The 25,112-nt window shown below is 62.7% G+C and carries 24 protein-coding genes; 6 read left to right on the forward strand and 18 right to left on the reverse strand.

The features are described from left to right. Positions 1 to 52 precede the first annotated feature (52 nt). The 7 genes from proC to HAV21_RS11790 all read right to left on the reverse strand — a co-directional run bounded on the left by proC (position 53) and on the right by HAV21_RS11790 (position 8,966). Complete coding sequence (proC, locus tag HAV21_RS11760; RefSeq protein ID WP_142938057.1) at positions 53 to 883, reverse strand: pyrroline-5-carboxylate reductase; 831 nt, start codon at positions 881 to 883, stop codon at positions 53 to 55. Between the two features lie 332 nt (positions 884 to 1,215). Further along, a complete protein-coding gene (locus HAV21_RS11765; protein ID WP_166841831.1) occupies positions 1,216 to 2,049 on the reverse strand; it encodes a sugar phosphate isomerase/epimerase in 834 nt (277 codons plus the stop codon). Between the two features lies 1 nt (position 2,050). Next, positions 2,051 to 3,175: a Ppx/GppA phosphatase family protein gene (locus tag HAV21_RS11770; RefSeq protein ID WP_166841832.1), complete on the reverse strand. Its 1,125-nt coding sequence runs from the start codon at positions 3,173 to 3,175 to the stop codon at positions 2,051 to 2,053. Positions 3,176 to 3,264: 89 nt separating this feature from the next. After that, positions 3,265 to 3,699: an SseB family protein gene (locus HAV21_RS11775; protein ID WP_166841833.1), complete on the reverse strand. Its 435-nt coding sequence runs from the start codon at positions 3,697 to 3,699 to the stop codon at positions 3,265 to 3,267. A gap of 66 nt (positions 3,700 to 3,765) precedes the next feature. Beyond that, a complete protein-coding gene (gene topA / locus HAV21_RS11780; protein WP_166841834.1) occupies positions 3,766 to 6,489 on the reverse strand; it encodes a type I DNA topoisomerase in 2,724 nt (907 codons plus the stop codon). Between the two features lie 123 nt (positions 6,490 to 6,612). Beyond that, entirely contained in the window at positions 6,613 to 7,320 is a 708-nt protein-coding gene (locus tag HAV21_RS11785; protein WP_142938052.1) for a helix-turn-helix domain-containing protein, read from the reverse strand. Continuing rightward, on the reverse strand, positions 7,317 to 8,966 hold the full coding sequence (locus HAV21_RS11790) for a methyltransferase (protein WP_142938051.1): 1,650 nt from the start codon (positions 8,964 to 8,966) through the stop codon (positions 7,317 to 7,319). Before HAV21_RS11790 ends, HAV21_RS11785 begins: the two co-directional genes overlap by 4 nt. A gap of 152 nt (positions 8,967 to 9,118) precedes the next feature. Here HAV21_RS11790 and HAV21_RS11795 point away from each other — a divergent pair, with 152 nt between their 5' ends. Both HAV21_RS11795 and HAV21_RS11800 read left to right on the forward strand, forming a co-directional pair. Next, positions 9,119 to 9,562: a hypothetical protein gene (locus tag HAV21_RS11795; RefSeq protein ID WP_223940853.1), complete on the forward strand. Its 444-nt coding sequence runs from the start codon at positions 9,119 to 9,121 to the stop codon at positions 9,560 to 9,562. A 65-nt stretch (positions 9,563 to 9,627) separates the two neighbouring features. Further along, the gene (locus tag HAV21_RS11800; RefSeq protein WP_142938049.1) at positions 9,628 to 10,158 is read left to right on the forward strand and encodes a hypothetical protein; all 531 of its coding nucleotides are present in this window, start codon (positions 9,628 to 9,630) and stop codon (positions 10,156 to 10,158) included. A gap of 8 nt (positions 10,159 to 10,166) precedes the next feature. On the opposite strand, the gene HAV21_RS11805 is transcribed toward HAV21_RS11800, so the two are convergent. Beyond that, positions 10,167 to 11,063, reverse strand: coding sequence for a rhodanese-related sulfurtransferase (locus HAV21_RS11805; protein ID WP_142938048.1), 897 nt, complete (start codon positions 11,061 to 11,063; stop codon positions 10,167 to 10,169). Between the two features lie 173 nt (positions 11,064 to 11,236). Between HAV21_RS11805 and HAV21_RS11810 the strand changes: the two genes are divergently transcribed. Next, the gene (locus tag HAV21_RS11810; RefSeq protein ID WP_166841835.1) at positions 11,237 to 11,929 is read left to right on the forward strand and encodes a GNAT family N-acetyltransferase; all 693 of its coding nucleotides are present in this window, start codon (positions 11,237 to 11,239) and stop codon (positions 11,927 to 11,929) included. Positions 11,930 to 12,012: 83 nt separating this feature from the next. Then, a complete protein-coding gene (locus HAV21_RS11815; protein ID WP_166841836.1) occupies positions 12,013 to 14,355 on the forward strand; it encodes a DEAD/DEAH box helicase in 2,343 nt (780 codons plus the stop codon). Between the two features lie 55 nt (positions 14,356 to 14,410). Here the strand turns inward: HAV21_RS11815 and HAV21_RS11820 are convergent, their stop codons facing one another. From HAV21_RS11820 to ssd, 7 genes are all read right to left on the reverse strand, one after another. Beyond that, on the reverse strand, positions 14,411 to 14,770 hold the full coding sequence (locus HAV21_RS11820; protein ID WP_166841837.1) for an Rv3654c family TadE-like protein: 360 nt from the start codon (positions 14,768 to 14,770) through the stop codon (positions 14,411 to 14,413). Beyond that, positions 14,767 to 15,150 carry a TadE family type IV pilus minor pilin gene (locus HAV21_RS11825; protein WP_166841838.1) on the reverse strand — a complete coding sequence of 128 codons (384 nt, stop codon included), beginning with the start codon at positions 15,148 to 15,150 and terminating at the stop codon, positions 14,767 to 14,769. Before HAV21_RS11825 ends, HAV21_RS11820 begins: the two co-directional genes overlap by 4 nt. Beyond that, on the reverse strand, positions 15,147 to 15,578 hold the full coding sequence (locus tag HAV21_RS11830; protein ID WP_142938043.1) for a DUF4244 domain-containing protein: 432 nt from the start codon (positions 15,576 to 15,578) through the stop codon (positions 15,147 to 15,149). Before HAV21_RS11830 ends, HAV21_RS11825 begins: the two co-directional genes overlap by 4 nt. A gap of 160 nt (positions 15,579 to 15,738) precedes the next feature. Continuing rightward, complete coding sequence (locus tag HAV21_RS11835) at positions 15,739 to 16,335, reverse strand: type II secretion system F family protein (RefSeq protein WP_142938042.1); 597 nt, start codon at positions 16,333 to 16,335, stop codon at positions 15,739 to 15,741. Then, the gene (locus HAV21_RS11840; RefSeq protein ID WP_223940857.1) at positions 16,335 to 16,997 is read right to left on the reverse strand and encodes a hypothetical protein; all 663 of its coding nucleotides are present in this window, start codon (positions 16,995 to 16,997) and stop codon (positions 16,335 to 16,337) included. The genes HAV21_RS11835 and HAV21_RS11840 overlap by 1 nt, the downstream gene beginning before the upstream one ends. A gap of 131 nt (positions 16,998 to 17,128) precedes the next feature. After that, on the reverse strand, positions 17,129 to 18,457 hold the full coding sequence (locus tag HAV21_RS11845) for a TadA family conjugal transfer-associated ATPase (protein ID WP_166841839.1): 1,329 nt from the start codon (positions 18,455 to 18,457) through the stop codon (positions 17,129 to 17,131). After that, entirely contained in the window at positions 18,454 to 19,611 is a 1,158-nt protein-coding gene (gene ssd, locus HAV21_RS11850; protein ID WP_243753250.1) for a septum site-determining protein Ssd, read from the reverse strand. Before ssd ends, HAV21_RS11845 begins: the two co-directional genes overlap by 4 nt. Before the next feature lie 137 nt (positions 19,612 to 19,748). On the opposite strand from ssd, the gene HAV21_RS11855 reads away from it, so the two are divergent. Both HAV21_RS11855 and HAV21_RS11860 read left to right on the forward strand, forming a co-directional pair. Then, positions 19,749 to 21,440: a bifunctional 3'-5' exonuclease/DNA polymerase gene (locus HAV21_RS11855; RefSeq protein WP_166841840.1), complete on the forward strand. Its 1,692-nt coding sequence runs from the start codon at positions 19,749 to 19,751 to the stop codon at positions 21,438 to 21,440. 185 nt (positions 21,441 to 21,625) lie between these two features. Continuing rightward, a complete protein-coding gene (locus HAV21_RS11860) occupies positions 21,626 to 21,826 on the forward strand; it encodes a DUF1508 domain-containing protein (RefSeq protein ID WP_142938039.1) in 201 nt (66 codons plus the stop codon). A 34-nt stretch (positions 21,827 to 21,860) separates the two neighbouring features. Here the strand turns inward: HAV21_RS11860 and HAV21_RS11865 are convergent, their stop codons facing one another. From HAV21_RS11865 to HAV21_RS11875, 3 genes are read right to left on the reverse strand one after another with little or no spacing between them, the layout of a single operon-like run. Further along, positions 21,861 to 22,538, reverse strand: coding sequence for a CoA pyrophosphatase (locus HAV21_RS11865; protein ID WP_142938038.1), 678 nt, complete (start codon positions 22,536 to 22,538; stop codon positions 21,861 to 21,863). After that, positions 22,535 to 23,329 carry an endonuclease III gene (gene nth / locus HAV21_RS11870; RefSeq protein ID WP_142938037.1) on the reverse strand — a complete coding sequence of 265 codons (795 nt, stop codon included), beginning with the start codon at positions 23,327 to 23,329 and terminating at the stop codon, positions 22,535 to 22,537. The genes HAV21_RS11865 and nth overlap by 4 nt, the downstream gene beginning before the upstream one ends. Before the next feature lie 11 nt (positions 23,330 to 23,340). Further along, positions 23,341 to 24,870, reverse strand: coding sequence for a hypothetical protein (locus HAV21_RS11875; RefSeq protein WP_166841841.1), 1,530 nt, complete (start codon positions 24,868 to 24,870; stop codon positions 23,341 to 23,343). Positions 24,871 to 25,112 lie beyond the last annotated feature (242 nt).

Here is a 25,112-nt window from a genome sequence, read left to right on the forward strand (position 1 = left end):
TACAGCTAACGCCCTTTAGACGCTCTTTTAGGGGCGTTATCTGTACAAAAAATCAGCCGAGCTGCTTGGTGATTTCAGCTGCACGGGCCGCTGCCGCGCGTGCACCGTCAGCGATGATCTTGGGGATGCCGCCGTCGTCAAAGGCCGCAATGGCGCGCTCGGTGGTGCCGTTGGGGCTGGTGACGGCGACCCTCAGCTGTGTGGGGTCCGCTCCCGGCTCAGCCAACATGAAACCCGCGCCTGCCACCGTTTCGCGGGCGAGCATCACGGACAGTTCCTGGTCCAGGCCAAGTTCCACGCCGGCAGCAGCCATGGCCTCAGCCAGATAGAAAGCGTAGGCCGGCCCGGAGCCGCTGATAGCAGACAGCGCATCCACTTGCTCTTCAGGAATCTCCACCACTGTTCCCGCCCCGGCGAACGCCGTCTTGGCCCTTTCGAGCTGCTCAGATGTGCAATGGGTACCTGGGGAGACGGAGATGACCCCACGACCCAGCCGTGCGGGGGTGTTGGGCATGGTGCGGATCACCGGCTGCCCATCCGGCAATGCCGCTTCAAGCTGTTCGATGGAGACGGCAGCCGCGACGCTGACAACGATCGTGTCCTTCGCCAGCGCGGGGCCGATCTCCCGGGCCAGGTCAAGGATGCCCACCGGCTTGACGCCCAGGATGACCATGCCCGAGCCCTTGGTGGCCAGCTTGTTGTTGTCCGGCTCTTCCTCGCCTGCAATGGCCATGACCCCGTGGCGCTGGGCCAATTCATCGGCGCGTTCTGCACGGCGCACGGTAGCGACGATGTCCGAAGGGTCCGTCCCGGCGGCGACAAGGCCTCCCAGAATTGCCTCGTTCATGGATCCACAGCCAAGGAATGCGATTCGGTTGCTCATGGCTCCATCATTGCAGTTGGCCGTGGACGGGGTCTAACGAATGCCGGATTCCCAGCTTGCTCCCAAGGTTATTGCAGGCAGCACTCATGCTTGGTCCGTAAATTAGTAGTTACCTCATTGAGGGTGCGAGTGATGAAGGCGGGCATGGGGATGTCCGCCAGCAGCACCGGTGGCCGGGCGGGTTTTCCCCCATTTCCCGATTCGACCGCCGGTGCTTTCGCTTATAACGAGCGCGGGCGGCTTTAACGAGCGCGGGCGGCACAAAAACCCACGCTTGTTCGCCTGGCACACCAATGAACGGCGGGACAGGCGAACAAGCGCTTCGACGCCGGCTAGTTGTCTACGCTGCGCAGCGACGGCACGCTGAGGTGCTGCCGGGCGAAACGCAACGTTTCAGCCAGCATTTCCTCACGTTCCCCCGCAACCTTGGCCTTGCGGGTGGAAATCTCCGCTACTACTACGCCGTCAAAACCGGTGGCGGCCAGGTGCTGCAAGGCATCGGCGCATTGTTGCGTTCCAGTGCCAGGCACCAGATGCTCGTCCTTGCCCGAACCCGAGCCATCGGTGAGATGGACGTGCCGGAGCTTGTTCCCGAGCGCTTTGATGGCTTCCAAACTGTTGGCCCCGGCAGTGGCAGCGTGCGAGAAGTCCCACGTGACGTCGTCGTAATCCTGGCCCAACGGGTCCCAGTGCGGTAGGTAGGCCACCGCCTCACGCCCACGGACCCGCCACGGGTACATGTTCTCCACGGCGATCCGAACGCGGTACCTCGCAGCGATTTCACGCACGCCTTCTACGAAGTTCTCCGCGTAATTGGACTGCCACCGGAACGGCGGGTGGACCACCACGGTGTCGCAGCCGACATCCGCGGCCATTTGGCAGGACTTTTCGATCTTGTTCCACGCCGTGCCCCAAACCTGCTGCGTCAACAGCAAAGTAGGCGCGTGGATGGAGACGATCTCCTGGTGGTACCGGTGGCTCAGCTGGATCAGGGCATCGGGGTTCTGGCTCACCGCATTGTTGGTGACCATCACCTCAACGCCCTCGTAGCCCAGATCCTGCGCCACGGCGAAGGCGTCATGGACGCTCAGGGGATACACGGACGCGCTGGACAGCGCCACGGGGATTTGGCGGGCATTCACTTCAGGTTCGACGTCGTTGCTCATCTCAGGAGGCCAGCCCGCCTGCCACAGGGGCTGGGACCGGTGTTGGGGACGGTGTGTTGACAGGGACCGGGAATTCTTTGAACCCCGGGTGGGGTTCTTCATCTTTTTCAGGAGCCTTGCCGGCTTCCTTTGCTGCCTTCTTCTTTGACTTATCCTTCTTACGCTTCCCCACGTGCGGCGCCGGGTCCAATGCTTCCTCAAAGACCAACTGGTCCAGGCGGCGCAGGATCAGGCCCTCGCGGAGGGCCCAGGGGCAAATTTCCATCTTGGGGAATTCGAAGAGTTCCAGCGCCGCTTCAGCCACCAAGGCTCCCGCCAGTAATTGACGGGCCCGGGCGTCGGAAACGCCGGGAAGGTACAACCGGTCCTCCACTGTCATGGCCGAAATCCGTTGCGCCCACAGTCCCAGATCTGCTGCGTGGAGTTCGCGCTTAACGTACGGTCCTGCCCCGCTGGGGGCTGCACCGGCGATGCGCGCCAACGACCGGAACGTTTTGGACGTGCCAGCCACCAAGTTGGCCCGGCCCAGCTCGTGGAAGTCCCGGACCACGGGCTTCAACGTGGACCGGATATACCGGCGCAGTTCCTTGACGCTCTTGGCAGTAGGCGGATCGTCGTGGAGCCAGTCCCGCGTCAAACGGCTGGCACCAAGGGGAACTGACGTGGCGTGCTCAGGAAGTTCGTCCGTTCCATACGCCATTTCGAACGAGCCGCCCCCGATGTCCAGGTCAAGAATGGGACCTGCGCCCCATCCGTACCAACGGCGTACGGCGAAGAACGTCATGGAGGCTTCTTCGCTGCCCGTAAGTTCCTGGAGGGTCACCGTGGTTTCGTGCTTGACCAGGGCCAGAACCTCGGGGCCATTGGTTGCTTCCCGAATGGCCGAGGTACAGAACGCAAGGAGGTCCTCGGCCTTATGCCTGGCCGCGAACTCCCAGGCCTCCAGGACGAATTCAATGAGCTCGTGCTGTCCGGCGTCGTTGATGTTGCCGTCACCGTCGAGGTACTGCACCAGAGAAAGCGGGCGCTTGTGGGAAGCGAAAGCTACCGGACGCGCGCCAGGGTGAGCGTCCACCAGCAGTAGGTGGACGGTGTTGGACCCGATGTCGAGAACGCCAAGACGCATTCTGCCATTATTCACCGATTCGAAGCCTGCGAAGCAACTTAGCCAAGACGTTTCGCCGGTCGATTGGTTCCCGACAGCTTGGGCGGGCCCTATTCGGCGGGCTCCCCGGCTTCGTCGGCGCGCTTGAAGTCGCGGCGAATGTTGGCAATGCCCTCGGGATCGATTTCGAAGCCGAATTCGCTCCCGGGGTTGATGACCATGCCCAGTTCGTCCCCGATGTTGCCCAGGATGGCAGAGCCCATGGTGCCCAGAACGTGCGGGGCTGCCTCGAGGAAGCGGTCATCGACGCGGCTCGGGTGGCTGAAGACGGCCAAAACAGGCTGGCCGTCGGCGTTCGAGAGCACCAAGGGCTCCACCGATGCGTCCGGGCCGTCCACAGCTTCAGAGCTGACGAGGTAAACCTCGTTGTTCAGGAAAGCGAGGATGACGTCCACCGGGTTAGCGTCCGGCTGTTCGGCCGAGGCCAGCTTGGCCTCGAGGTCGTTCAAGGGTTCACTATCCGGTGAAACGGTCTGTTCAGTCATGGTTCTACTCGACCACGATGCCGGCCGGGACGCAATTCGTGAGTGCTGCCCCGGCCGTCATTCAAGCTACTTTTTGGCTGTTGCCCTCTTGGCCGGCGCCTTGCGGGTGGTGGTCCGCTTGACCGGTCCCTTGGCACGCTTTTCCGCCAACAGCTCAACGGCTTGTTCCCGAGTCAACTCCTCAAGTGAGGTTGAGCGCGGGACGGTGATGTTGGTGACGCCGTCAGTGATGTAAGGGCCGAAACGGCCTTCCTTCACCACAATGTTCTTCTCGGACACGGGGTCCGGACCAAACTCAGCCAGCGGCGGGACGGCCGCGCGGGCGCCACGCTGCTTGGGCTGCGAGTAGATCTCCAGGGCCTGTTCCAGGGTGATCGTGAAGATCTCCTCTTCCGAACCTATGGAGCGGGAGTCCGTGCCCTTCTTCAGGTACGGACCGAATCTGCCATTCTGCACCGTGATGGGGTTGCCGTCCGCGTCCTCACCGAGGACCCGGGGCAGGCTCATCAGGGCAAGCGCTTCATCCAAGGTGACCGTATCCACGGTCATGGACTTGAACAGGGAACCCGTACGCGGCTTGGCTTTCACCGGCTTCTTGGGAGGCTTGGGCTTGCCGTTCTTGTAATACTCCACCGGTTGGTTGGCTAGTTGTTCCTCGGTCATCTCCGGGATGATCTCAGTGACGTACGCGCCATAGCGGCCGTTCTTGGCAACGATGGTGTGGCCGGTGTGCGGGTCCGTTCCCAGAACCCGTTCCTCGGGGGCCGCCGTCTCCATGAGCTCTTTGGCTTTGTCGGCCGTGAGTTCGTCCGGAGCGAGTTCTTCGGGGACGTTGGCCCGCGCGGACTCAACCACTTCGCCGGTCTTCGCATCAAGGGTGGGGATGGAGCTTTCCAAGTACGGGCCGAATTTGCCCACACGCAGCGTGATGCCCTCGGCGATCGGCACGGAATTGATCTCGCGCGCATCGATTTCGCCAAGGTTGTTGACGATGCTCAGCAGGCCGGGGTCTGCATCTTCACCGTAGTAGAAGTGCTTGAGCCAGGCAGCGCCCACAGCCTGGCCGTTGGCGATCTTATCCAGATCCCCTTCCATGTCTGCGGTGAACTCGTAGTCCACATAATCCGTGAAGTGCTGTTCCAGCAAGCGGATCACAGAGAACGCGATCCAGCTGGGAACCAAAGCGGAGCCCTGCTTACGGACGTAGCCACGGTCCTGGATGGTGGAAATGGTGGACGCGTAGGTGGACGGGCGGCCGATGCCACGCTTTTCCAACTCAGCGGTCAGCGATGCTTCCGTGTAACGCGGAGGCGGGGACGTTTCGTGGCCGACAGCCACGATCTCCGAAGCCGTAAGGGAATCATCCTTGGAAACGTTCGGCAGGCGACGGGCTTCGTCGGAATCATCGTCCCCGCGGCTCTCGTCCTTGCCCTCTTCATAGGCTGCAAGGAAGCCCGGGAAGGTGATGACCGTACCGGAAGCCGAGAATTCGGCGTCGCGGCCGTCAGCGGCCACTGCGCCGAGGCGGATGGTGGCAGTGGAACCCTTGGCATCAGCCATCTGGGAGGCCACGGTGCGCTTCCAGATGAGCTCGTACAGGCGGAACTCGTCACCGCTCAGCTGCTTGGCAACCTGCGCCGGCGTACGGAACGAGTCACCCGCGGGACGAATGGCCTCGTGAGCTTCCTGGGCGTTGGCAGCCTTGTTCGCGTAAACGCGGGGGCTCTGGGGAACGTACTCGGGACCATACAGCTCGGAAGCCTGGCGGCGGGCTGCGGTGAGTGCTTCATCGCTCAAGGCGGATGAGTCCGTACGCATATAGGTGATGTAGCCGTTTTCATACAGGCGCTGGGCAACCTGCATGGTGCTCTTGGAGGAGAAGCGGAGCTTACGGCCGGCTTCCTGCTGCAGGGTGGAGGTGGTGAACGGCGCGGCAGGGCGGCGGGTGTAGGGCTTGGTATCTACGGAGCGGACACGGAAATCAGCGTTTTCCAGTCCGGCAGCCAAAGAGGTGGCAAGTTCCTGGTTGAGGTGCACCACGTTGGAGGACGTCAGCTGCCCGTTGTCATTGAAGTCCCGGCCGCTGGCTACCTTGGAACCATCCACGGCGGCAAGCTTTGCCTTGAACGAACCCGAGTCCGAACCGAACTGGCCCGTGAGATCCCAGTAGGACGCTGCGCGGAAGGCCATGCGTTCACGTTCGCGGTCCACCACCATGCGGGTCACCACGGACTGCACACGGCCAGCCGAGAGCCCGCGGGCCACCTTGCGCCACAACACGGGGGAGATCTCGTAGCCGTAGAGGCGGTCAAGAATACGACGCGTCTCCTGGGCATCCACCAAAGCGGTGTCGACGTCACGGAGGTTGTCCATGGCGCGGTGGATGGCTTCCTTGGTGATTTCACCGAACGTCATGCGATAGACGGGAACCTTGGGCTTGAGGACCTCCAGGAGGTGCCACGCGATGGCTTCGCCTTCGCGGTCCCCATCGGTTGCGAGGTAGAGCGCGTCAGCGTCTTTCAGCTGGGCCTTGAGCTCGGCAACCTTTTTCTTCTTGTCCGGGGAGACAACGTAGTACGGCTTGAAGTCGTTTTCGACGTCTACTGCGAACTTGCCCAGCGAGGTCTTCTTCAGTTCGGCAGGGAGGTCAGATGGCTGCGGGAGGTCCCGGATATGGCCGATCGAAGCCTCGACGATGAAGCCCTCGCCAAGATACTTGGCGATGGTCTTGCTCTTGGCGGGAGACTCCACGATCACGAGTTTCTTGCCGGTTTTTGCCTTGCTGGGCACGGTGCTCCTACAGAAAAAATGTGTAATTGGGCTGGTGCCCATATTGGCCTAGTTCACCATAGTTTGCAGAATCCTGCGTTCTGGTGCGGAACAAGGACGGACATTCGATGGTCCGGCGGGCTGTTACTGACCGGGCGCTAAGCGGTCGTCCGGGATCATTGACCACAAGGTTGCCACACGTTCGGCACCTTCGGGTATCTGAGTGGGATCCTCAAGTTCGTACTCCCGCAGAACCGCGCGGATTCTGTCCAAAAGTTCCCTGCGCTGCGGGTTGGTCAGATACAACAAGTTGCTGGAGAGAACAACCGCTGCCGGTTCTTCCCCGGTTTCCCCCCGCTGCCGGCGTTCGCCGCGGGCCCTGGCGAATGCAGAAGCCCTGCGTCGGAAGGCATCCAGCTCAAGGTCCACGACGGCTATCTCAGGACTGGCGACGCTGCCTCCGGAGATGGTGAAGTCTGTTCCCGCTGCCTTCCAGCGGCGTTCCCTGGCGTCGCCCGCATTTTCCGCCGGAGCCACGATGCCCCACTTTTGGAGAGCCCTGAGGTGGTAGCTCATTGCACTGGGCGTCAGGCCTGTCCTGGCAGCGAGTTCGGTGGCTGTGTGGCTGACCTGTGTGGCGTACAGCTCAGAGATGACCTCCAGCCGGGCGGCATGCGCCAAAGCACGGATGGCCTTGGGATCGGTGATCACAACCGTCTTCTCGGCACGTTTCCGTCGAGGAACGTCTCCTGACGCTTGGGATGTTTCGTTGTTCACAGTCACTTCATCAGTGTAGTCAGGGTCACTTCCCGGAGGTCCGGCACTTGATGAGCGCGCCGTAGTCCGGATCATTCGCCCACCTGCTCCGGGTCCGGAAGGAGGAATCCGTCCAACACCAGGTTGGTGACGTCGCGGAAGAGTCCTTCGCGGAAAGCCTCTTCATCGAAGCCCTCGCCCCCGCCCAGGAGCGATACCAAGGCCGAAGTGATCTGCCGGACGGACAATTGGCCGTCGCATGCGGAGACGAAACCGGCGAGTTCGGTGCTCAGCAGGTTGGTCCGCCGAAGCCCTGCCCCTTGCCGGAGCAGGATGACCCCCGGATGGGCAGCCCCTGGACGTTGGTGCCTTTCCTCCGTGACATCCTCGGCAACCACCAAGTGCGCCAAGGAAACTGAATGTGCAGCAGCCCAGTCAGCCCGTTCCACGGCGGCGCCGAGATGGGGACCGATGGGTTGTTCGATCGGGTACGTGATTTCCTCGAAGCGGTTGATGACGGCCCCGAGCGCTTGCGCCGGGCGACGCAACCAGATCATGCCGAAGCCGATTCCCTCAACGTCCCTGGAAGAAAAATCATCCAAATATGCCGCGTACGCGTCCTGGTATTGCCCGTCCTCGCGGTTCTGGGAAGCATCCTGAAGCCACGTCTCCGCGTACTGCTCAGGGCCAACCTGTTCCCGTTGAATAAACCAGACGTCCAAACCTGAGTTCCTAAGCCATGCCTGGGGCCGGTCCTTCCAGTCCGAACCAGAGGTTATCTCCCAGTTGCCCAGCATCTGCGCTATGCCGCCGGGCTCCAGGACCTCCGCCAGGGACTGTACAAGGGAAGCCACGATGTCGTCCCCCGGAAGCCCGCCGTCGCGGTAGGTGAACTGGTCGGAGGAGGATTCACCACCCGTTCGCGGAGTGATGACGAAGGGCGGATTGGACACCACCAGGCCGAACTGTTCCCCTGCCACCGGTTCCAGAAGCGACCCATGCCGCAGGCTCACCCTGCCCTCCAGGTTTTCGGGGTCCAGCTCCAGTTCCGCAGCGTTCAACAGAAGATTAAAGCGTGTGAAAGCGAGTGCCCTCTCGGAAATGTCCGTGGCCGTCACATGGTCGCAGTGATGGAGCAAGTGGAACGTTTGGATACCGCAGCCGGTGCCCACGTCCAGCGCTCGTTTGATGTGCTTCCTGACTGTGGTCTGCACCAGCGTGGTGGAGGCGCGCCCGATCCCCAGGACATGATCATGCCTCAACACTCCCGGCTGTTGGTGGGCTGCGAGGTCGCTGGCAACCCAGAGTTCCGCGCCGCCACTGCCGTCTGCATTGGCGTCCCAGCCGTAAGGGCGCAGGTCCACTTTGGCCTTGACCACCCCTGAATCCACTGTGACGAGCCCCAGTTCCGCAAGTCCATGAGTGCGGATGCCGGGGAGAGCGGAATCGATGTCCGCCACAGACTGCGGAACGGCCAACAACCACAGGCGAACGACAACTGCCGACGATCGGAGGGCCGGGTCCTGAGAGTCCATGTGCCGCTCGCTGGCCAGCAGAGCAGGGATGAGCTGGTCCCTGCCGAGTGCTTCAGAGGCGGAGGTCCCCAGAAGTTCAGCCACACCATCCACTGTGTAGGAGAGTGCACGAAGGTCCGCGGCAAGCGCCGACAGCAGTTGGGGTTGGTCGCTGCGGGGAGCATCGTCAGTGTTGCCGGAGGTAAAGGAGGAAGCTGTGTCAGTCACCTTGCAAGTGTAGGGGCGGCGTGCCGTGCCCTGGGATGCTGAACCTGTCCTATGTGGACAATCGGGTCCTATGTGGACAATCGGGAACCTGGCCAAGCGGAATGGGCAGGGGTGGACAAAGCTCCCTGCAGGAACCCGGTAGCGTTGGATTCATGCTCAACTTCTCCTCCACAAGGCGCCGCGCGGGCCTTGTTGCCATCACCACTGCGGCGCTGCTGGGAGTCTGCGGCTGCCAGGCACCGGTTAATATCGAAGATGCCGACGTTCCTGCCTGGAAGGAAAAGGTCCTCCCCGCGGCGAGTGGCGTAGTGCTGGAGGACTCCGGCAAAATCCTCAACCGTGACCCCTTGGTCAAGGAATCTCCCAACGTTCCGGCCGGAAGCTACACGCTTACCATGGCGTGTGATGGTGGCGGCAAAGCCTATTTTGCGGTTTCCTCTGGCGGCACCAAGATCGCAGACGCGGCCGCCGCTTGCAACGGCAGCCTTGACGTGGTGAAGATCAAAATGCCCGTTTCCGGTACTTTGAACATCTCTACAAGTAGCGTCGATGCCCCGCTGATCTTCGCCTACCACGTGGTCGCTGCTGCTGCCTAGGACCTGGCCGATGCCCGCCCCCGGCAGGCCTTTGGCTTGCGGCTGTACGGGCGTAAAGTCAGTCCATGGGCAGCAAGGCAGCTCGCTCGGTGATGCCGCAACGGCCGGTGAGGGCCGCCGTCGTGATCCTTATTGCGCTGAGCAGCAGTCTGACGGCTTGCGAATACACCTTTGACGAGGATGGCAGGCCGGATGCCAGCCCTACATCCACTGCCGGCAATGTTGTTCTTCCGCCCGACCCCGCGCTGGAGGATACAGTCACCGGCGAGGCACTGGAAGAGTGGGCCAAAATGGCTTTGCCTGAGTCCCAGGGACAGTCCTTCTACTCAAGCAGCGGCTACCTCAACCCCGGCGAGTCCAAGTCTGAGCAGACTGTGCAGCTGCCTGGCGGAACGTACGCGGTGACGCTGGCATGCCGCGGAACACGCCGCGTTACCTTCAGCGTCGCGTTGGGCGAGGCCAAGCTGGTGGATCTGACCTTGGGGTGCGCCAATGCCCGCGTGAGCGTAGTCCAGTTGGAAAAGGACGCAGTACTCTCCATCACGGTGGGGTCCAGATCGGACTCCAACTTCGCGTACCGGGTGAGCCGCCTCTGAACCGGCCGTCAGGCGGCTTCGCAGCCTCCAGGGCAGCGGAGTGTTTCCGGGCTGGAGGCACATTCCGCGCAGTAAAGGGTCAAAGTACGGCAGCTGAGGTTTGAGCAGTTCTCAAACTTGTTGGTGGGAGCCGCACAGCGGACGCATTCACCAATGGTTTTGGCTTCCTCGCTGAACTCGACATGCATGCGCTTATCGAAGACGTACAGAGAGCCCTCCCACAGGCCTTGATCCTTGAAGGTCTCGCCGTAGCGGACAATCCCGCCATCCAGCTGGTACACCTCTTTGAAGCCCCTGTTGACCATCAGGCTGGACAGCACTTCGCAGCGGATACCGCCCGTGCAATAGGTGACAACGGGCTTGTCCTTGAGGGAGTCGTACTTGCCCGAATCGAGTTCCTTGATGAAATCGTGGGTGGTGTCCACGTCCGGGACGATTGCGTCCTTGAACTTGCCGATTTGGGCTTCGAACGCGTTGCGGCCGTCAAAGAACACCACGTCTTCGCCACTGGACTTCTTGGCATCCACCAATGCGTGCAGTTCCTCCGGTTGGAGGTGCTTTCCGCCGCCCACCACGCCGTTGGCGTCCACCTTCAGCTCACCGGGCGCACCGAACGACACGATCTCATCGCGCACTTTGACGCTGAGGCGCGGGAAATCTGCAGCGCCCCCCTCTGACCACTTGAAGTCGATGCCATGAAAGCCCTTGTATTCACGGGTGGTCTTCACATACTGCTTCATGTTGTTGAGCTCGCCGCCCACCGTGGCGTTGATGCCGTCCTTTGAGATCAGGATCCTGCCGGTGAGACCCAGCTTTTCGCAGAGAGCACGCTGCCACAGACGCACGGCGTCGGGGTCGGCGATCGGAGTAAAGCCATAGAAGAGCACAATTCGGTTCAGAGCCACTATTAAAGGGTACTTGGTGCAGTAAAATCCTCGCCTCCCGTGCCGGATTCCAAGCAGGGTTCCGGGCAGGTTTGCCTGAGGGACCGTGGTCGGGAAGTCACAATTCCATAAGCAACCATCCCCGGGCTGACGTGGCTCTGTTGCTTCATGATGCGCTGGCATACTCTCTCTACATGAGTCCAGACGCCTTGGTTGAAGACATTGCGCACCTCTTGGAAGTCTGGGTAGCCGGCTGGTCCGGCTGCCGCGGCTATGAACTACGCCAAGAGGGCCGCTTCCCTGCCGCACTTCGCGCCGACAAAACCGGTGACTGGGAGTATTTCGCCCACGATCCGTCAGACGAAGAATTCGCCGTCCTGGCTGACAAGACGGCAGAAGCTCCAACCCGGGTCCTGACGATCCTCACCAACGATGTCCAACGGTACAAATACCTCGCTGAACAGCGCGGACTGACGGTGACCTCCGCGTCCCAGACCATGATGATCGTGGACATGGAAACTCAGGATGCCGAGGATCCGTGGCTCCCTGACGACGATCTGGAGCTGGCTACCTCGGAATCCAACGGTGTCCATTACGCGGTGGTCCATTCCGGCGAGCAGGTGGCTGCCAGCGGCCGGGTGTATGTGGTCAACGGCACGGCCATCTTCGACAAGATCGTCACCGAACCCGATTTTCAACGCCGCGGCTTGGGCAGTTTCATCATGAAGGCCTTGGCGGCACAAGCCTTCGCGCACGATGTGGAGAATGGTCTGCTCCTGGCATCGTTGGACGGCCAAAAGCTCTACTCCCATCTGGGATGGGACGTGGTGTGCCACGTCCTTATGATGTCCAGCGGCACCGAAGGATCGGACCTCTCAGGAGCATAGAGCCTCCCAACCAAAAGCAATGCCCGACGGCGGCGCCCCAGGGTGCCGCTGTTGGCGTCCCCGCACAGTGACAGAATGATTCGGTGGCTGCACCAAATTCAATGATCTCCTTGCTGGGCCGGACGCCGGACCCTGAGCAGCTGCGCCATGTCCACACCATCCCCGCCCGGAAAGCGGTCAATGAGCCCTGGCCCGGCTGGGTCCATCCGGACGTTGTGGCAGCCTACGGTTCCCTGGGCATCCACGAACCGTACCGACACCAGATCCAGGCGGCAGACCTCGCTCATTCCGGACAGCATGTTGTCATTGCCACTGGAACTGCTTCGGGAAAGTCGCTCGCCTACCAGTTGCCGGCGTTGGATGCGATACACCGTTCCGAGTTGCGGGTCTTGTCAGATCCCGGCAAGATCCACGACGACGGCGCCGTTACGCTCTACCTATCCCCTACCAAGGCCTTGGCAGCAGACCAGCTGGCAGCAATCCGCTCGCTGAAGTTACCCACGGTCCGGGCTGAAACCTATGACGGGGATACTGACGTCTCCTCCCGGCGGTGGATTCGTGACCACGCCAACTTCATCCTCGCCAACCCGGACATGCTGCACTTCGGCATCCTTCCCAACCACACATGGTGGGCCAGGTTCTTCCGGCGGCTGCGCTACGTGATTGTAGACGAAGCACATAGTTATCGCGGCGTGTTCGGCTCGCACGTGGCCAATCTGATGCGACGACTCCGCCGGATCTGCGCCTACTACGGGGCTGGGACCTCCTTCCCCGAGCCGGTGTTCATTGCCGCTTCCGCCACGGCCTCGGACCCCGGGGTTTCCTTTGGGCGGCTCATCGGCGCTCCCGTCCGGGAAGTTTCCGAAGACTGCTCGCCCCACGGTTCCACGACGGTGGCGTTCTGGGAACCGGCCCTCACCGACGTCAAGGGCGAGAACGGCGCCAAGCAGAGGAGGACGGCCGTAGCTGAGACTGCGGACATCCTGGCCAACCTCGTTTCCTCGCGCGTCAGGACCATCGCGTTCATCAAGTCCCGCCGCGGGGCGGAGTCCATTGCATCCATCACCAAGAGACTGCTGGACGAGGTGGATCCCAGTCTTCCCGGGCGCGTGGCCGCGTACCGGTCCGGGTATCTGCCCGAGGAGCGGCGGGCTTTGGAGCAGGCGTTGAGATCCGGGCAATTGCTGGGGGTCTCCAGCACTTCCGCCTTGGAACTTGGCATCGATATCTCGGGCCTTGATGCCGTGCTGGTAGCTGGATGGCCCGGCACGCGGGCTTCGCTCTTTCAACAGATCGGCCGCGCAGGACGGGCAGGGCAGGACGCCATTGCCGCCTTCGTGGCAAGCGATGACCCCTTGGATACGTATCTGGTGAACCATCCCGAGGCCATCTTTGACGTGTCGGTTGAGGCCACCGTCTTCGATCCCGGCAACCCGTACGTCCTTGGCCCGCACCTGTGCGCGGCAGCAGCCGAATTGCCGATCGGACCCGCCGAGCTTGACCTGTTTGGGCCGACTGCCGAGGGGCTTCTGGACCGTTTGGTAGTGCAGGGGTACCTTCGAAAGAGGCCCGCCGGATGGTTCTGGACCCACCCTGAGAGTGCCGCAGGCATGGTGAACCTCCGGGCCGACGGCGGCGGTCCTGTCAGCATCGTTGACGCTGAAACCGGGTCCCTCCTGGGAACCATGGACTCGCCGCAAACCCATTACCAGGCGCACACGGGTGCCATCTACGTCCATCAAGGCGAGAGCTACCTGGTGGAGGACCTCAACGAAGCCGACCACTGCGTGATGGTGCGCCGGGTCAACCCCGACTTCTACACCACGGCACGGGACGTAACCCAGATCGAGGTCCTTGAAACTTCCCGTTCCGTCCAGTGGGGCGACATCACCGTGCATTTTGGGGACGTCAAAGTAACTACCCAAGTGGTCTCCTTCCAACGCAAGGCCTTGATTTCCAATGAGATCCTCGGCGAGGAACCCCTCGATTTGGGAGCAAGGGACCTGTTTACCAAGGCCGTGTGGTTCGTGGTGGACAACCGTTCGCTGCACGGAGCCGGGCTGGTGGAAGCGGAGTTCCCCGGGGCGCTGCATGCGGCTGAACATGCTGCAATTGGGCTCCTCCCTTTGGTGGCGTCCAGCGACCGCTGGGATATCGGCGGGGTATCCACTGCCTTGCATGCCGACACAGGGGTACCAACGATTTTCGTTTACGACGGCCACCCTGGTGGCGCCGGGTTCGCTGAGCGGGGCTTTGAGAAGGCCAAGATATGGCTGACAGCCACCCGGGAAGCCATCAAGGCCTGTGAGTGTGATGCCGGCTGCCCGTCCTGTGTTCAGTCCCCCAAGTGCGGCAACAAGAACAACCCGCTGGACAAGGCAGCCGCCATCACCCTCCTGAACGTCCTGTTGAAGGACGCCAGCTAGATTCCCTGAAGCCAGCCGCCCGGCACGAAGCCTGTGTGCTTGGCCCTGTTAGCTGCTAAGGAGGAGGTCCGGCTCGTGCGCGGCCAGTGGCAACGCCCCACTGGAAGGGATGGGCCAGCTCCGTGCCGACCTCCACCACCCCACCAGCAACACTGCAGGACGTGATCTTTGCATCGTGCTTCCCGGCCACACTTGCAGCAACGGCGCAAGGCTCCCCGGACGTAAGCCCCCGGGCCGCATCTGCGGCGGCCACCGCTGCCAGGTCAGCCGCAGACGCCGCCCGGGATGCCATCACTCCGGCCTGCGCCAGTAGGAGCAAGCCCAGCAACAGCAGCATGACCACCGCGCCCAAGGCCAGCGCCAGCACGGTGCCAGCGCCGCCTTCATGCTCGGTGTTTGGCCAAAGGTTTTTCACGGGGTGCCCACTTCTGCCCGTGCTGTAGCCGAGGCCTTCAGCGTCCATGGGATCAACGGGCCCAAAGCCCCGCCAACTGCCGAGGAAGCAGTCACTGTGACCCACTCGCCGTCCCCGTTTATTGACGACGTAACGCCTCCCCCGGCAAGCCGCTTGACGATCCCATCCACCGAGCCGGAGGCCTCACCCCGCGCCGAGGCTCGTGCTCCTGCCCTCGCCGCCTCCTCCAGCCTGAGTTGGGTGATACCTGCGGCGCCGCCTGCCAGCAGGAATGCCAGGAGCAACACAACGGCCGGCAAAGCGACCGCGAACTCCGCAGTGACAGCACCCTTTTCCTTTGCATTCCGGGATCTCCTGTCGGCAGGCAGCAGAGCGGTCATGGCAGGGACAACGCCGTACGGATCAGGTTGAGCAGGAAGCCGCGGACCTCTTCGCTCCGGAGGATAACTACCAACAAACCCGCCAGGCCTACGGCGGCAAGGGTAGCAATGGCATACTCGGCCGTGGCCATGCCCATTTCCGATCCCATCAGCTTTGTCCGTGTGCTTAACCTTGACCAGAAGCCTTCGTCCTCACATGGGCCGTCCTCGGACTCCGCAAGATCCCCGAAGCCGAGTCCTAACTGCAGGAGCTCGTCCTCGAAACCGAATCGCTCGGGATCGTTGTGGTCGAGCTCGTACTCGGAGAGTTCCTCATGCTGGGTCGTCTGTGGTTCCTCGAAGGGAGCCCCAAGGAATTCAACGGGAGCCGGCCGATCCCGCGGCATATCACTCAGGAGGCCTGGAAGCGTAGCGGACAGTGTTTTCATGGTGGTTTCCTTTCCATAAAGTGCCAGCTCTCTGCTGACAGAACCGACTCTTCCGTGGTCCGGAAAGGCCCGGAAGTGGGTGCTCTCCGCAAGTGGATAACCCGTCCCGTCCCGCTGGGTGTGGAGGAAAGGTTGTGGCGTTGACGGCCCTCTCCACGTTTCACCCCGAGGGGAGCATGGCGATCAGGACCGGGACAATGCCAAGGCAGATAAAAGCAGGCAGGGAGCAGAGACCCAGAGGAACTACAAGCTTCACGCCCAAGGCAGCTGCCCGCTTCTCCGCGGCCCGGAACTGCTCGCGCCGTTCCCTCGCCGCTTGTGCATAGAGGATAGAGGCAGACGGCGCACCAGTCAGCGCCGCGAAAGCCAACGCATCCTTGAGGCGGACCACTTCAGGGGCGTGCTTGGTGGGCGTCCGCCAGGCAGTCTCCCAGTCGGCACCGAGGGCCAGCGCGGCAACAACGGGCCGGAGAGAATGCCTGATGGGAGGAGACGCGCACTTGGCGATAAGTTCCAATGCCCGCCCGATTCCGGCTCCGGCGTCGAGCATGGAAGCCACCAATTCCAGCATCATTGCCGTATCGCGCAGTCCGTCTGCATCCTGTTCCGGTGGGGTTGATGCGGAGGACTCCTGCGCCGCTGCTGAGTCCCTTCCCCGGGACGGCAACTGAGTTCCCAACCGTGCGGGCGCCGCGAAGCTCAGGATTGCTGCGAGCACCATGACCGCGATCATCACTAACACCGGCGTCTGGTGCATCAGTAGGCTCCGATCGCGGATGCGACCAGCCGCGATGACCATACACGACCCGCCGCTGTGAGAAGCAGACCAACCGCGAAGGTGGCAACACCCAGGAAGTTGTTCAACAAGATCCCCACCGGATCCACGCCTAATGCCACCCCCAGCCCCAGTCCAAATACCGGGAGCCATGACAACAGGCGCACGGTAGCTTTGGGGCCTGCGAGCGCCGTCTGACGGGCAGCCTCGGAGTCCTCTTCGGCCTCCAACTGCGCTGCAAACCGGGTGAGGAGGTCAGCCAACGGACAGCCGCTGGTCTCCGCGATGTCCAGGCAGGCTGCCAACTCCATCCACACGCGGCGCTCAGAACTCCCGCGTTGCGGATACGCTTTTGCGGCTGTGCCCCGGATGGCTTCGGCCGGCGAATTTCCCACCGTGGACGCTGCCCGCGCTGCTGCTAGAACCTGCAGGGAGGGGTGGGAAAGCCCGGTGTTTCCCTTTGCTGCTGCCGAACCCGCGCCATTTTCCGCTAGCTGCCCTGCACCGTGGACTATCCATAGCTCCTCCCACAGCCTGAAAGCTCCCCGTCCGCCGCGCAGGAGGGCTGCGAGCTGCTGCACCAACACCACAAGTGACAAGGGCTCCGGACGCTTTCGCGGCCTTGGACCTCCGCGCTGCGTCATGGGACGGGCATTGGTGCGCAAGGTCCGGTCCGCTGGTTCCCCCAGCCTCGTCCGGAGACGCCTGATTCCATCCCTGTGGCCTGTGAACTGCAACCAAACCGCGAGAGCCGCAACCAGGACGAAGAGGCCAATCACCGGATATCCCCGAAGTTATGCATCCCCACCGGACGTGACCCGGTTGATGTTGGAATGGCCGTCTTCCGGGACCTGCGCCGTGGCGGATCATCAGGTTCAGGCCGGTCGACTTCCTGTGCTGGTTGCTCGTCCATCTCCAGCGGTGCCAGCGAGAGCCGGGAGGCAAGTTCCGGCCATGCCGGCCCTGGTGTCATTCCTGCCGGGCTCCAGCTGAGGGCCGGCACAACTTTTTGCTGTTGCCGTGTGTCTGTGACTACTCCGATGGACGCGACCTTCCGTCCCGATGGTGTTCGGTCTACGTGGATCACGACGTCAAGGGCGCTGGAGACCTGCAACCGAACGGCTTCGGCGTTCAACCCCGCCAATGCGCCGAGGGCCACCAACCGTGCCGGCACGGCCTCTGCGGTGTTGGCGTGGATAGTGCCACCACCACCGGTGTGCCCAGTGTTGAGTGCGGTCAGCAATTCGCGGACTTCAGCGCCACGGCATTCCCCCACGATCAGCCTGTCCGGCCGCATGCGCAGTGCTTGGCGGACCAGCTCTCCGAGGTCCAGTGCACCTCCGCCCTCAAGGTTTCCGTGGCGGGATTCCAGCGTGACAACATGCGGGTGAACAGGGTTGAGCTCTGCGGCGTCCTCTATCAGTACTAAACGTTCCGCCGGATGGCTCAGCCCGAGCATGGTGGAGAGCAGGGTTGTCTTTCCTGAGCCGGTGGCACCGCTAATGAGGAAACTCAGTTTGTTGGCCATGACGGCACGAAGAACCGACTCAACGTGCTCCGAAAACATGCCGGATTCCCGCAACTCGGCGAGGGTAAACACTTCGTCCCGGCGGATTCGAATGGACAGCAACGTCCCTGCCGTTGATATGGGAGCGAGGACTGCGTGGACCCGGTATCCGCCGTTGAGCCGGACGTCCACGCACGGGGAACCGTCGTCCAGTCTCCTTCCCCCGGCTGAGACCAGGCGGGTGGCCAGCGACCTGATCTGTTGTTCGGTGTCGAAATGAACTGAAGAACGTTCCAGGCCGTTCCCGCGGTCAAACCAGACGGAGTCGGGGCCGTTGACGAAAATGTCAGTGACGCCAGGATCCTGTGCGAGCGGCTGAAGAGGACCCAGTCCGTTGAGTTCAGCATTGATGGACTCAGCCGCCTCCAACGCTCCGGCGGTACCCAGTAGTCTGCCGCTTGCCTGCACGGCTGCGGCGACAGTGGAAGGTGTCACGGGTCCGCTCCCGGCGAGCACCGATTCCCGCACCGTTTCAAGAAGAACCGAGTCCAGCCTGCGGCTCTGCCGGCGGCGGGTTCCGTCGGCAAAGGGGCTCACTGGGCGGCCCCGTTCAGTTCCAGGACGGAACCGGCTAAGCGCCTGATTGGTTTTCGGCGTCCGATCTCCAGCAATCGCCCCAGCTCAGTGCTGGCCGCTACACCACGCATCTCCGGTAGGACACCCAGCAGCGGCAAGCCAAGCGACTCGGCGATCAGTGGCGCATCCACTGAACTGGCGCCGCTTCCCCGGATCAAGAGTCCTGCATCTATGGGTGGGAGTTCGTTGAGGACGCGCGCGGCCGCCACTGCAGACTTAAGGTGGGCCGTGGTCAGCACCAGGATCCTGTCGCAGTCCCATGCAAGCGTTCCCAGCCCCTCAACGCTGCGTCCGATATCCACGAGGATGAGTTCGAAGCTCCGGCGTGCAGCGTCAACAACAGCAGCCACAGCGCCGACCGCCGGGATGTGGACCGGTTCCCTCGTCCCGGGCCAGGACAGGTATGCGAATCCGCCAGCCACGGGCAATGAATCCCGGAATTGGGAAGGATCAATGCTTCCCCGGGTTTCGGCGAAGTCCGGCCATCGGAGGCCGGGCACCTCATCCGCCGTCACTGCCAGCTCGAGGCCTCCACCCCAGCGGTCGCCATCGATGAGCACGGTGCTGATGCCATGCCCTGCCGCAGCCTGGGCAAGCCAGATTGCGGTAGTGGTAGCTCCCGCCCCACCACTACCGCCGATGATTCCGATGACCGTCCCCCCAGGGTCCGGTGAGCCGGACATACTGAGGTGTTCAGCCAGCCAGCCGGCGGCCTCGGGAAGGACAGCGACCCGCTCAGCTCCAAGCGACGCGGCCAAACTCCATAGCCCATCACCTTCAGAGGCTTTGCCGAGCAACACAGTGGGAGCCCTTCGCCTGGGCGGCAACTCTTGAATATCGCTGCCTACCAATACGACGTCGGCATTGTCCCAGCCGTGGACGGCTTCGGCCACGTCCGCGGCTAAACGGAGACTCCCCCCTGCAGCCGCGACTATCCGTTTGGCCTCTTCCTGAAGGTAGGAGTCAGCGGAAACGAGCAGAATGCCGACGGCTTCGCGTGGCAGCCAAGATCCGTCCGGGTCCCCTTCAACTGCTTTCTTGTGGGGGTGCCCGTAATTGTCAGTGGTCTGCTGGATGTGTGCGGGTTGCCTCTGCCGACGATCTCGCTTGCTCATGGCGTCCACACTGGTTGAATCGGCAAACCAACATAAGGTTCGAATTCCCGTATGTGCACAACATAGTGCGGCCGGAAGTTGTGGAGGAGCAGTCCTCCCAGCAACAGCACACCTCCGCACAGGGCAGAATGGACACCATGTATTTGCTGCTCGCCGCCCACCAGCAAGGCGCAGCCATACAAAGGATCTCCCCCACCGGCAAGGCCACTGCAGACGCACGCGTCCTCACCCGGGGTGAGTTGCCCGGCGTCGTGCGTGAATTCGAAACCCAGCGGCCCCGCTGGGTGTGGCACCGCGCCCAGGACTGGTATCCGGAGCTGCTAAACCATGGCATAGAGCTGGAGCGTTGCCACGACCTCGTGCTCTGCGGAGCCATCCTTGCCCACTCCGAATTCACGGCGCACACGGATTATGCCCGGTATGCGGTCAAACTCACGCAGGACGACGACTCCGCACCACCCCGCGCTCTTCAGCCCCCACCGCCTCCCGCAGACCAGGGCGCTCTCTTCGAGGACCTGGCCCAGTCCAACCCCAAAGTGGGGTTGGCTGAACTCAGGGAGGAATTCGCGGCCCAACAGCACGCGGTCTCACAAGTCTCCGAGGCCCACCAACAGAAACAGCGCCTCCAGTTACTGCTCGCCGCTGAGTCCGCTTGCGCGATGATCGCCCTGGAGATGCAGCACGCCGGCGTCCCTTGGCGAGAAGAGTTGCATCAGCAAATCCTTGCCGATGTCCTAGGGCCCCGGCCGCCGCTGGGGCACCGTCCGCCGGCACTTGAGGCTCTTTGCGCCGAGCTCAGGAGCATCCTCAACTCCCCCGGCCTGAATCCGGATTCCCCGCAGGACCTCATGCGCGCCTTGCACCGGAACGGGATCGAGGTCAAAAGTACCCGGCAGTGGGAGCTTCAGGAATCCAAGCATCCGGCCATTCAGCCGCTGCTCGCCTACAAGAAGCTTTCCCGGCTGCACACCGCCAATGGCTGGTCCTGGCTGGACGCCTGGGTGCGCGACGGACGGTTCCATCCCGAGTATGTGGTGGGCGGAGTCGTGTCCGGCCGCTGGGCTTCCCGCGGCGGCGGCGCGCTTCAGATCCCTCGCAACATCCGGGCAGCGGTCCACGCGGATCCCGGCCACAAGCTCATTGTTGCCGACGCCTCCCAACTGGAGCCGCGTGTTCTCGTGGCGCTGGCCCAAGACACGAAAATGGCAGAGGCAGCACGGGACAAGGACCTCTACGCAGGCATCGCAGCCCAAGGCTTTGGGGGTGATCGGGCCAAGGCGAAAATTGCCCTGCTGGGAGCTATTTACGGCGCCACCACGGGCGAGTCGGGGCGGCTTATGCCGCAGCTCACGCGGACCTATCCACGCGCTGTCGGCTTCGTGGAGCAAGCAGCGCGCGAGGGCGAAGCAGGCCGAACCGTCACCACCCGGCTGGGCAGAAGCAGCCCACCGCCGTCGCCCGGCTGGCTGCGCAGCCAGCAATCCACCACCGCCGAGGAACAGCGGCGCGCCGACAATCTTGCCCGATCACGGGGCCGTTTCACCCGCAACTTCGTGGTGCAGGGCTCGGCTGCTGAGTGGGCGGCCTGCTGGTTGGCAGAATTACGACGACGGCTGCGAACCTTACGCGCCGAAGGCTCACCCAGCGGTGAACTCGTCTTTTTTCTCCACGATGAGGTGATGATTCACGCTCCAGTGAACGCCGTGGACGCCTGTATCCGCGCCATCGAAGAAGCGGCAGCATCGGCGAAGGAACTTATGTTCGGACGGATCCCTGTGGAGTTTCCAGTGAGCCTGGCCGTCGTCGATTCCTACGACAAAGCGAAGTAGCGGACCATAGCCTGATGCAGCGGCACTATCCAGTCACATCCCGCTATATGAGCCGGGATGACCCGCCCATGACAGGTACCGCAAAGTAGCTTTGGTTCCGCCCGGGTTCTGGATAGTTTCATGATGTGGATACTTTTGCTGGTCCACCGCAGAATCAAAACAGCATCACAAGGGGGAAGCATTCGATGGCTGGCAGGTTTGAAATTCTCAAGGACAATGCCGAGGGCTACCGGTTCCGCCTTACAGCGGCCGACGGTACGGTGGTTGCCGAGTCACCCACGTTCCCGCACCTCGAGGGTGTTGTGGCCGGCATCAACGCCGTACGGGAAAACGCCGCCACCGGTCTGATCGTGGACCGGTCCACGACGGCCCGCGAGGCAGCGTAAAAGCCCGCGAGGCAGCGTAAGCCTCGACGGACCACTAAAGGTCTATGTCCCGCAATTTGTCTTTATCCCAGGGAACTGTCCAGCCCAGTTCGTCGAAGAGGCCACTGAGGACCATCCCCGTGAAGCCCCACACGAGCACACCATTGACGGTGAAACCTGGGCTGGTATAGGTGCGGCCGAACCTCGAGATGGTGGCAGTGACACGGTTGACCGGGTCCAAAAGGTCGCGCACCGGTACCCTGAAGACCTGAGCGGATTCGGCGTAGTCCACCACGCGAACCGGTGACGGCGCATCCCACCACGCCAGCACAGGTGTCACACGGAAGTTGCTCCGGATGAGCCCAAGCTCCGGGATGACTCCAAGAACCCGGACACCACTGGCATCCAAGCCGGTTTCTTCCACTGCTTCACGAAGGGCTGCGGCGACGATCGACTCATCTTCCTCGTCCACGCTGCCGCCCGGGAACGCCACCTGACCCGGATGGTCGTCCAAGGTATGTGCCCGTTCCAGCAGCAGAACATCGAGGTCCGCCGGCGCTATTGGCCGCCCCGACTCGGCAGGGATGTTGTCCAGTACACCGAAAAGCATCAGGACTGCCGCGGCGCGGTTTGTTTCCGGGGTGACGGGAAGCTGCTCCCACAATGCCGAGTGCTGCTGTTGGCCCTCATCGAAGCGAGCAACCAGCGCGGACAGTTCCTCAAGCGCGGTCACCCGGGCCTCCTTTGCGATTCCATGCGGATCTCCGCTGCCCTGTGCGTCTCGGCCAGGAGCTTCTCGAGCAAAGCTTCGCTGCCCGGCGCTAGCTCGTACTTCAACAATTTGGCTGCCTTGACGGGATCAGTTTCGCCCTCGCCGTAGCTCGGGCAGAGGCTTGCCACCGGGCAGGCACCACAGGCCGGCTTCCTGGAATGGCAGACTCTGCGTCCGTGGAACACCACTCTGTGCGAGAGCATGGTCCAGTCCCGGGGTTCAAACAGTTCGGCGACGTCGAACTCGATCTTCACAGGATCGTCCGAGGCCGTCCACCCGAATCGGCGGGCAAGCCGGCCGAAGTGAGTGTCCACCGTGATCCCGGGGACACCAAAGGCATTGCCCAGGACCACGTTGGCGGTTTTGCGCCCGACGCCCGGGAGCGTCACCAGATCTTCGAGACGTCCCGGGACCACGCCGTCGTACTCATCTACGAGCCGCGTACTGAGCGCCAGAACGTTCCGTGCTTTGGCGCGGAAGAAGCCCGTGGGCTGAAGTATTGTCTCCAGTTCGAGGGGATCCGCCTCAGCCATGGCGCGGGCATCCGGGTAGCGGGCAAACAGGATCTTGGTGACCTGGTTGACCGCCACATCGGTGGTTTGGGCTGAGAGGACCGTGGCCACCACCAGTTCAAAAGGGTTCCTAAAATCCAACTCCGCATGCGCGTAGGGATACTTCTCCGCGAGAACCCTATTGATCTTCCGTGCCCGGCGTTTGAGCGCGAGCAGCGAACCAGCTTCGGCGATGGCCACGGCGTCCCTGCTTAGCCGCGTTCGATGTTGCTGAGCTCCCGAAGAACCCCAACTTTGCCGTCGGTGTCCTGTACCAGGAACTCATGGCCGCGGTCTTCCAAGGCCAGAACCCATCCACCGGGTTCGATGGTGAAGGCCGGGGTCCCCGAGTGTTCGTCGTACGCAATCCTGGGTTGTGCAACGGCGAACCAGAAGGCCTCGTACTGCGGTGCATCGGACTCTTCCGGTCGGCTGGCCGGGTCCACGGTAGCGCCGATCGAGTCGCTCACCCTGCGCGTATCACCGGAAACGATGGGCGTTGCCATGGTGGCAGCCCACGGCTGCTGGGCCGCTGGTTGGGCCGCCTGCTGAGCGGCGTGCTGGGTTGTAGCGGGCTGGGCCGTGTGCTGGGTAGTGGCGGGCTGAGCCGCTGAACCCGTGGCAGGAACGTGGGCATCCTTAGCGCCAGGCTCGCCAACGGGCTCGGCCTTCTCAGGCGAAGACGTAGCGGGCGAAGCGGCAGCAGCGGGTTCAGTGGCAGCGGTGCTGCCAGTAGCGGGCCCACTTCCTGTGGGTCCACTGCTTGCATAGCCGCTACCGTCCGCAGGTTTTGCGTCAGCTGCGTGCACGACGGCGGAAGCTTCAGTTGCCGGCGACGGCGATGTTCCGTAGCTGGCCGGCGGAGCGAAGGGGCTTGCGCCCGTTGCGGCGCCGGTCGCGGCACCTGCACCGGGAGCACCCGTGGAGGCTGCTGCAGCCGCTGTACCGGAAACGTGCGGAGCGGGAGCCTGGTAACCGGGTGCCGATCCCTGGTATCCGGGGGTTGAACTCCGGAATCCGCCGCTTGAACCTGTGGCGTCTGCGGGCTTGGGTGTGGTGGGCGCCTTCGGTGCTTTGGGAGCAGCCGGCTTGCGGCTGGGCACTGCTGCTTCGCGGGCAACCACGTGCGCCGGCGTTTCAGCACGGCCCTTGAAGTCGGCGGAAAGCCACGGAAGATGCGGGGCCAGAACCGTCGCTGCCAGCAGACCCACGGAGCCGACCAGGCCCAGCAGTACGCTGCCGTTGAACGAGTTGGCAATGGTCAGGAAGAACAAGGGGAACGCAAACGAGGCAACCACGGACGCGAACTGGTCAACGGACAGCGAACCTATGCGGAGGATAGTACCCGGCTGCAGCCTGCGGGCTACGAAGAGAGCCACCACAACCAGCGGCAGCAGGATTCCCAGCAGCAGGAAGAACAAGTTACCCAGGTTCCACAGGTTGTAGCGCTCCCCGAACATGGGCAGAAGCGAGGCAACGAACATCAGGAGCGTGGAGCCGAAAACAGTAAGATCCCGGATGGTGAACGGCCCAGCGACGGCGTCATACTTGGCAGCGTCGTTTTTAGGAGCATCGTTCTTGGCAGCAGTGTCCTTCTTGAAAGGAGTTCCGGACGTACCCGTCGCCGGATTCCCAACAGCGGTGCCGTCAGCAGCGTTTCCACCCGCAGCGGTGACCGTTCCAGCCGCGGTGTCCGGTCCCGTCGGGTGTGAGTCGTGCGGGCCTGGGCTCAGCTGGTTCATCTATATCTCCTTCGTACGGCGGCGTCTTGGACAGTCCGGCCCGGCGACCTCCGCGGGACTCCGCAGTGAACCGGACACGCCAGAAGTGCGTCCCAAGACTTCTTCAGCCTATGCCACCCCCCTGACAGGGTTCTAGCTGAAAACGGCCATACGGCTTCGCCCACAGCAAACTCCAAGGTTCCTTACAGAATGTGGCCGACAGTAAGCCCGCCAGCAAAGGCAGCCCGGTGCCGCCGTCGTGC

This window comes from Paenarthrobacter sp. MSM-2-10-13 (genome assembly GCF_011605365.1).
Classification (GTDB): Bacteria; Actinomycetota; Actinomycetes; order Actinomycetales; family Micrococcaceae; genus Arthrobacter.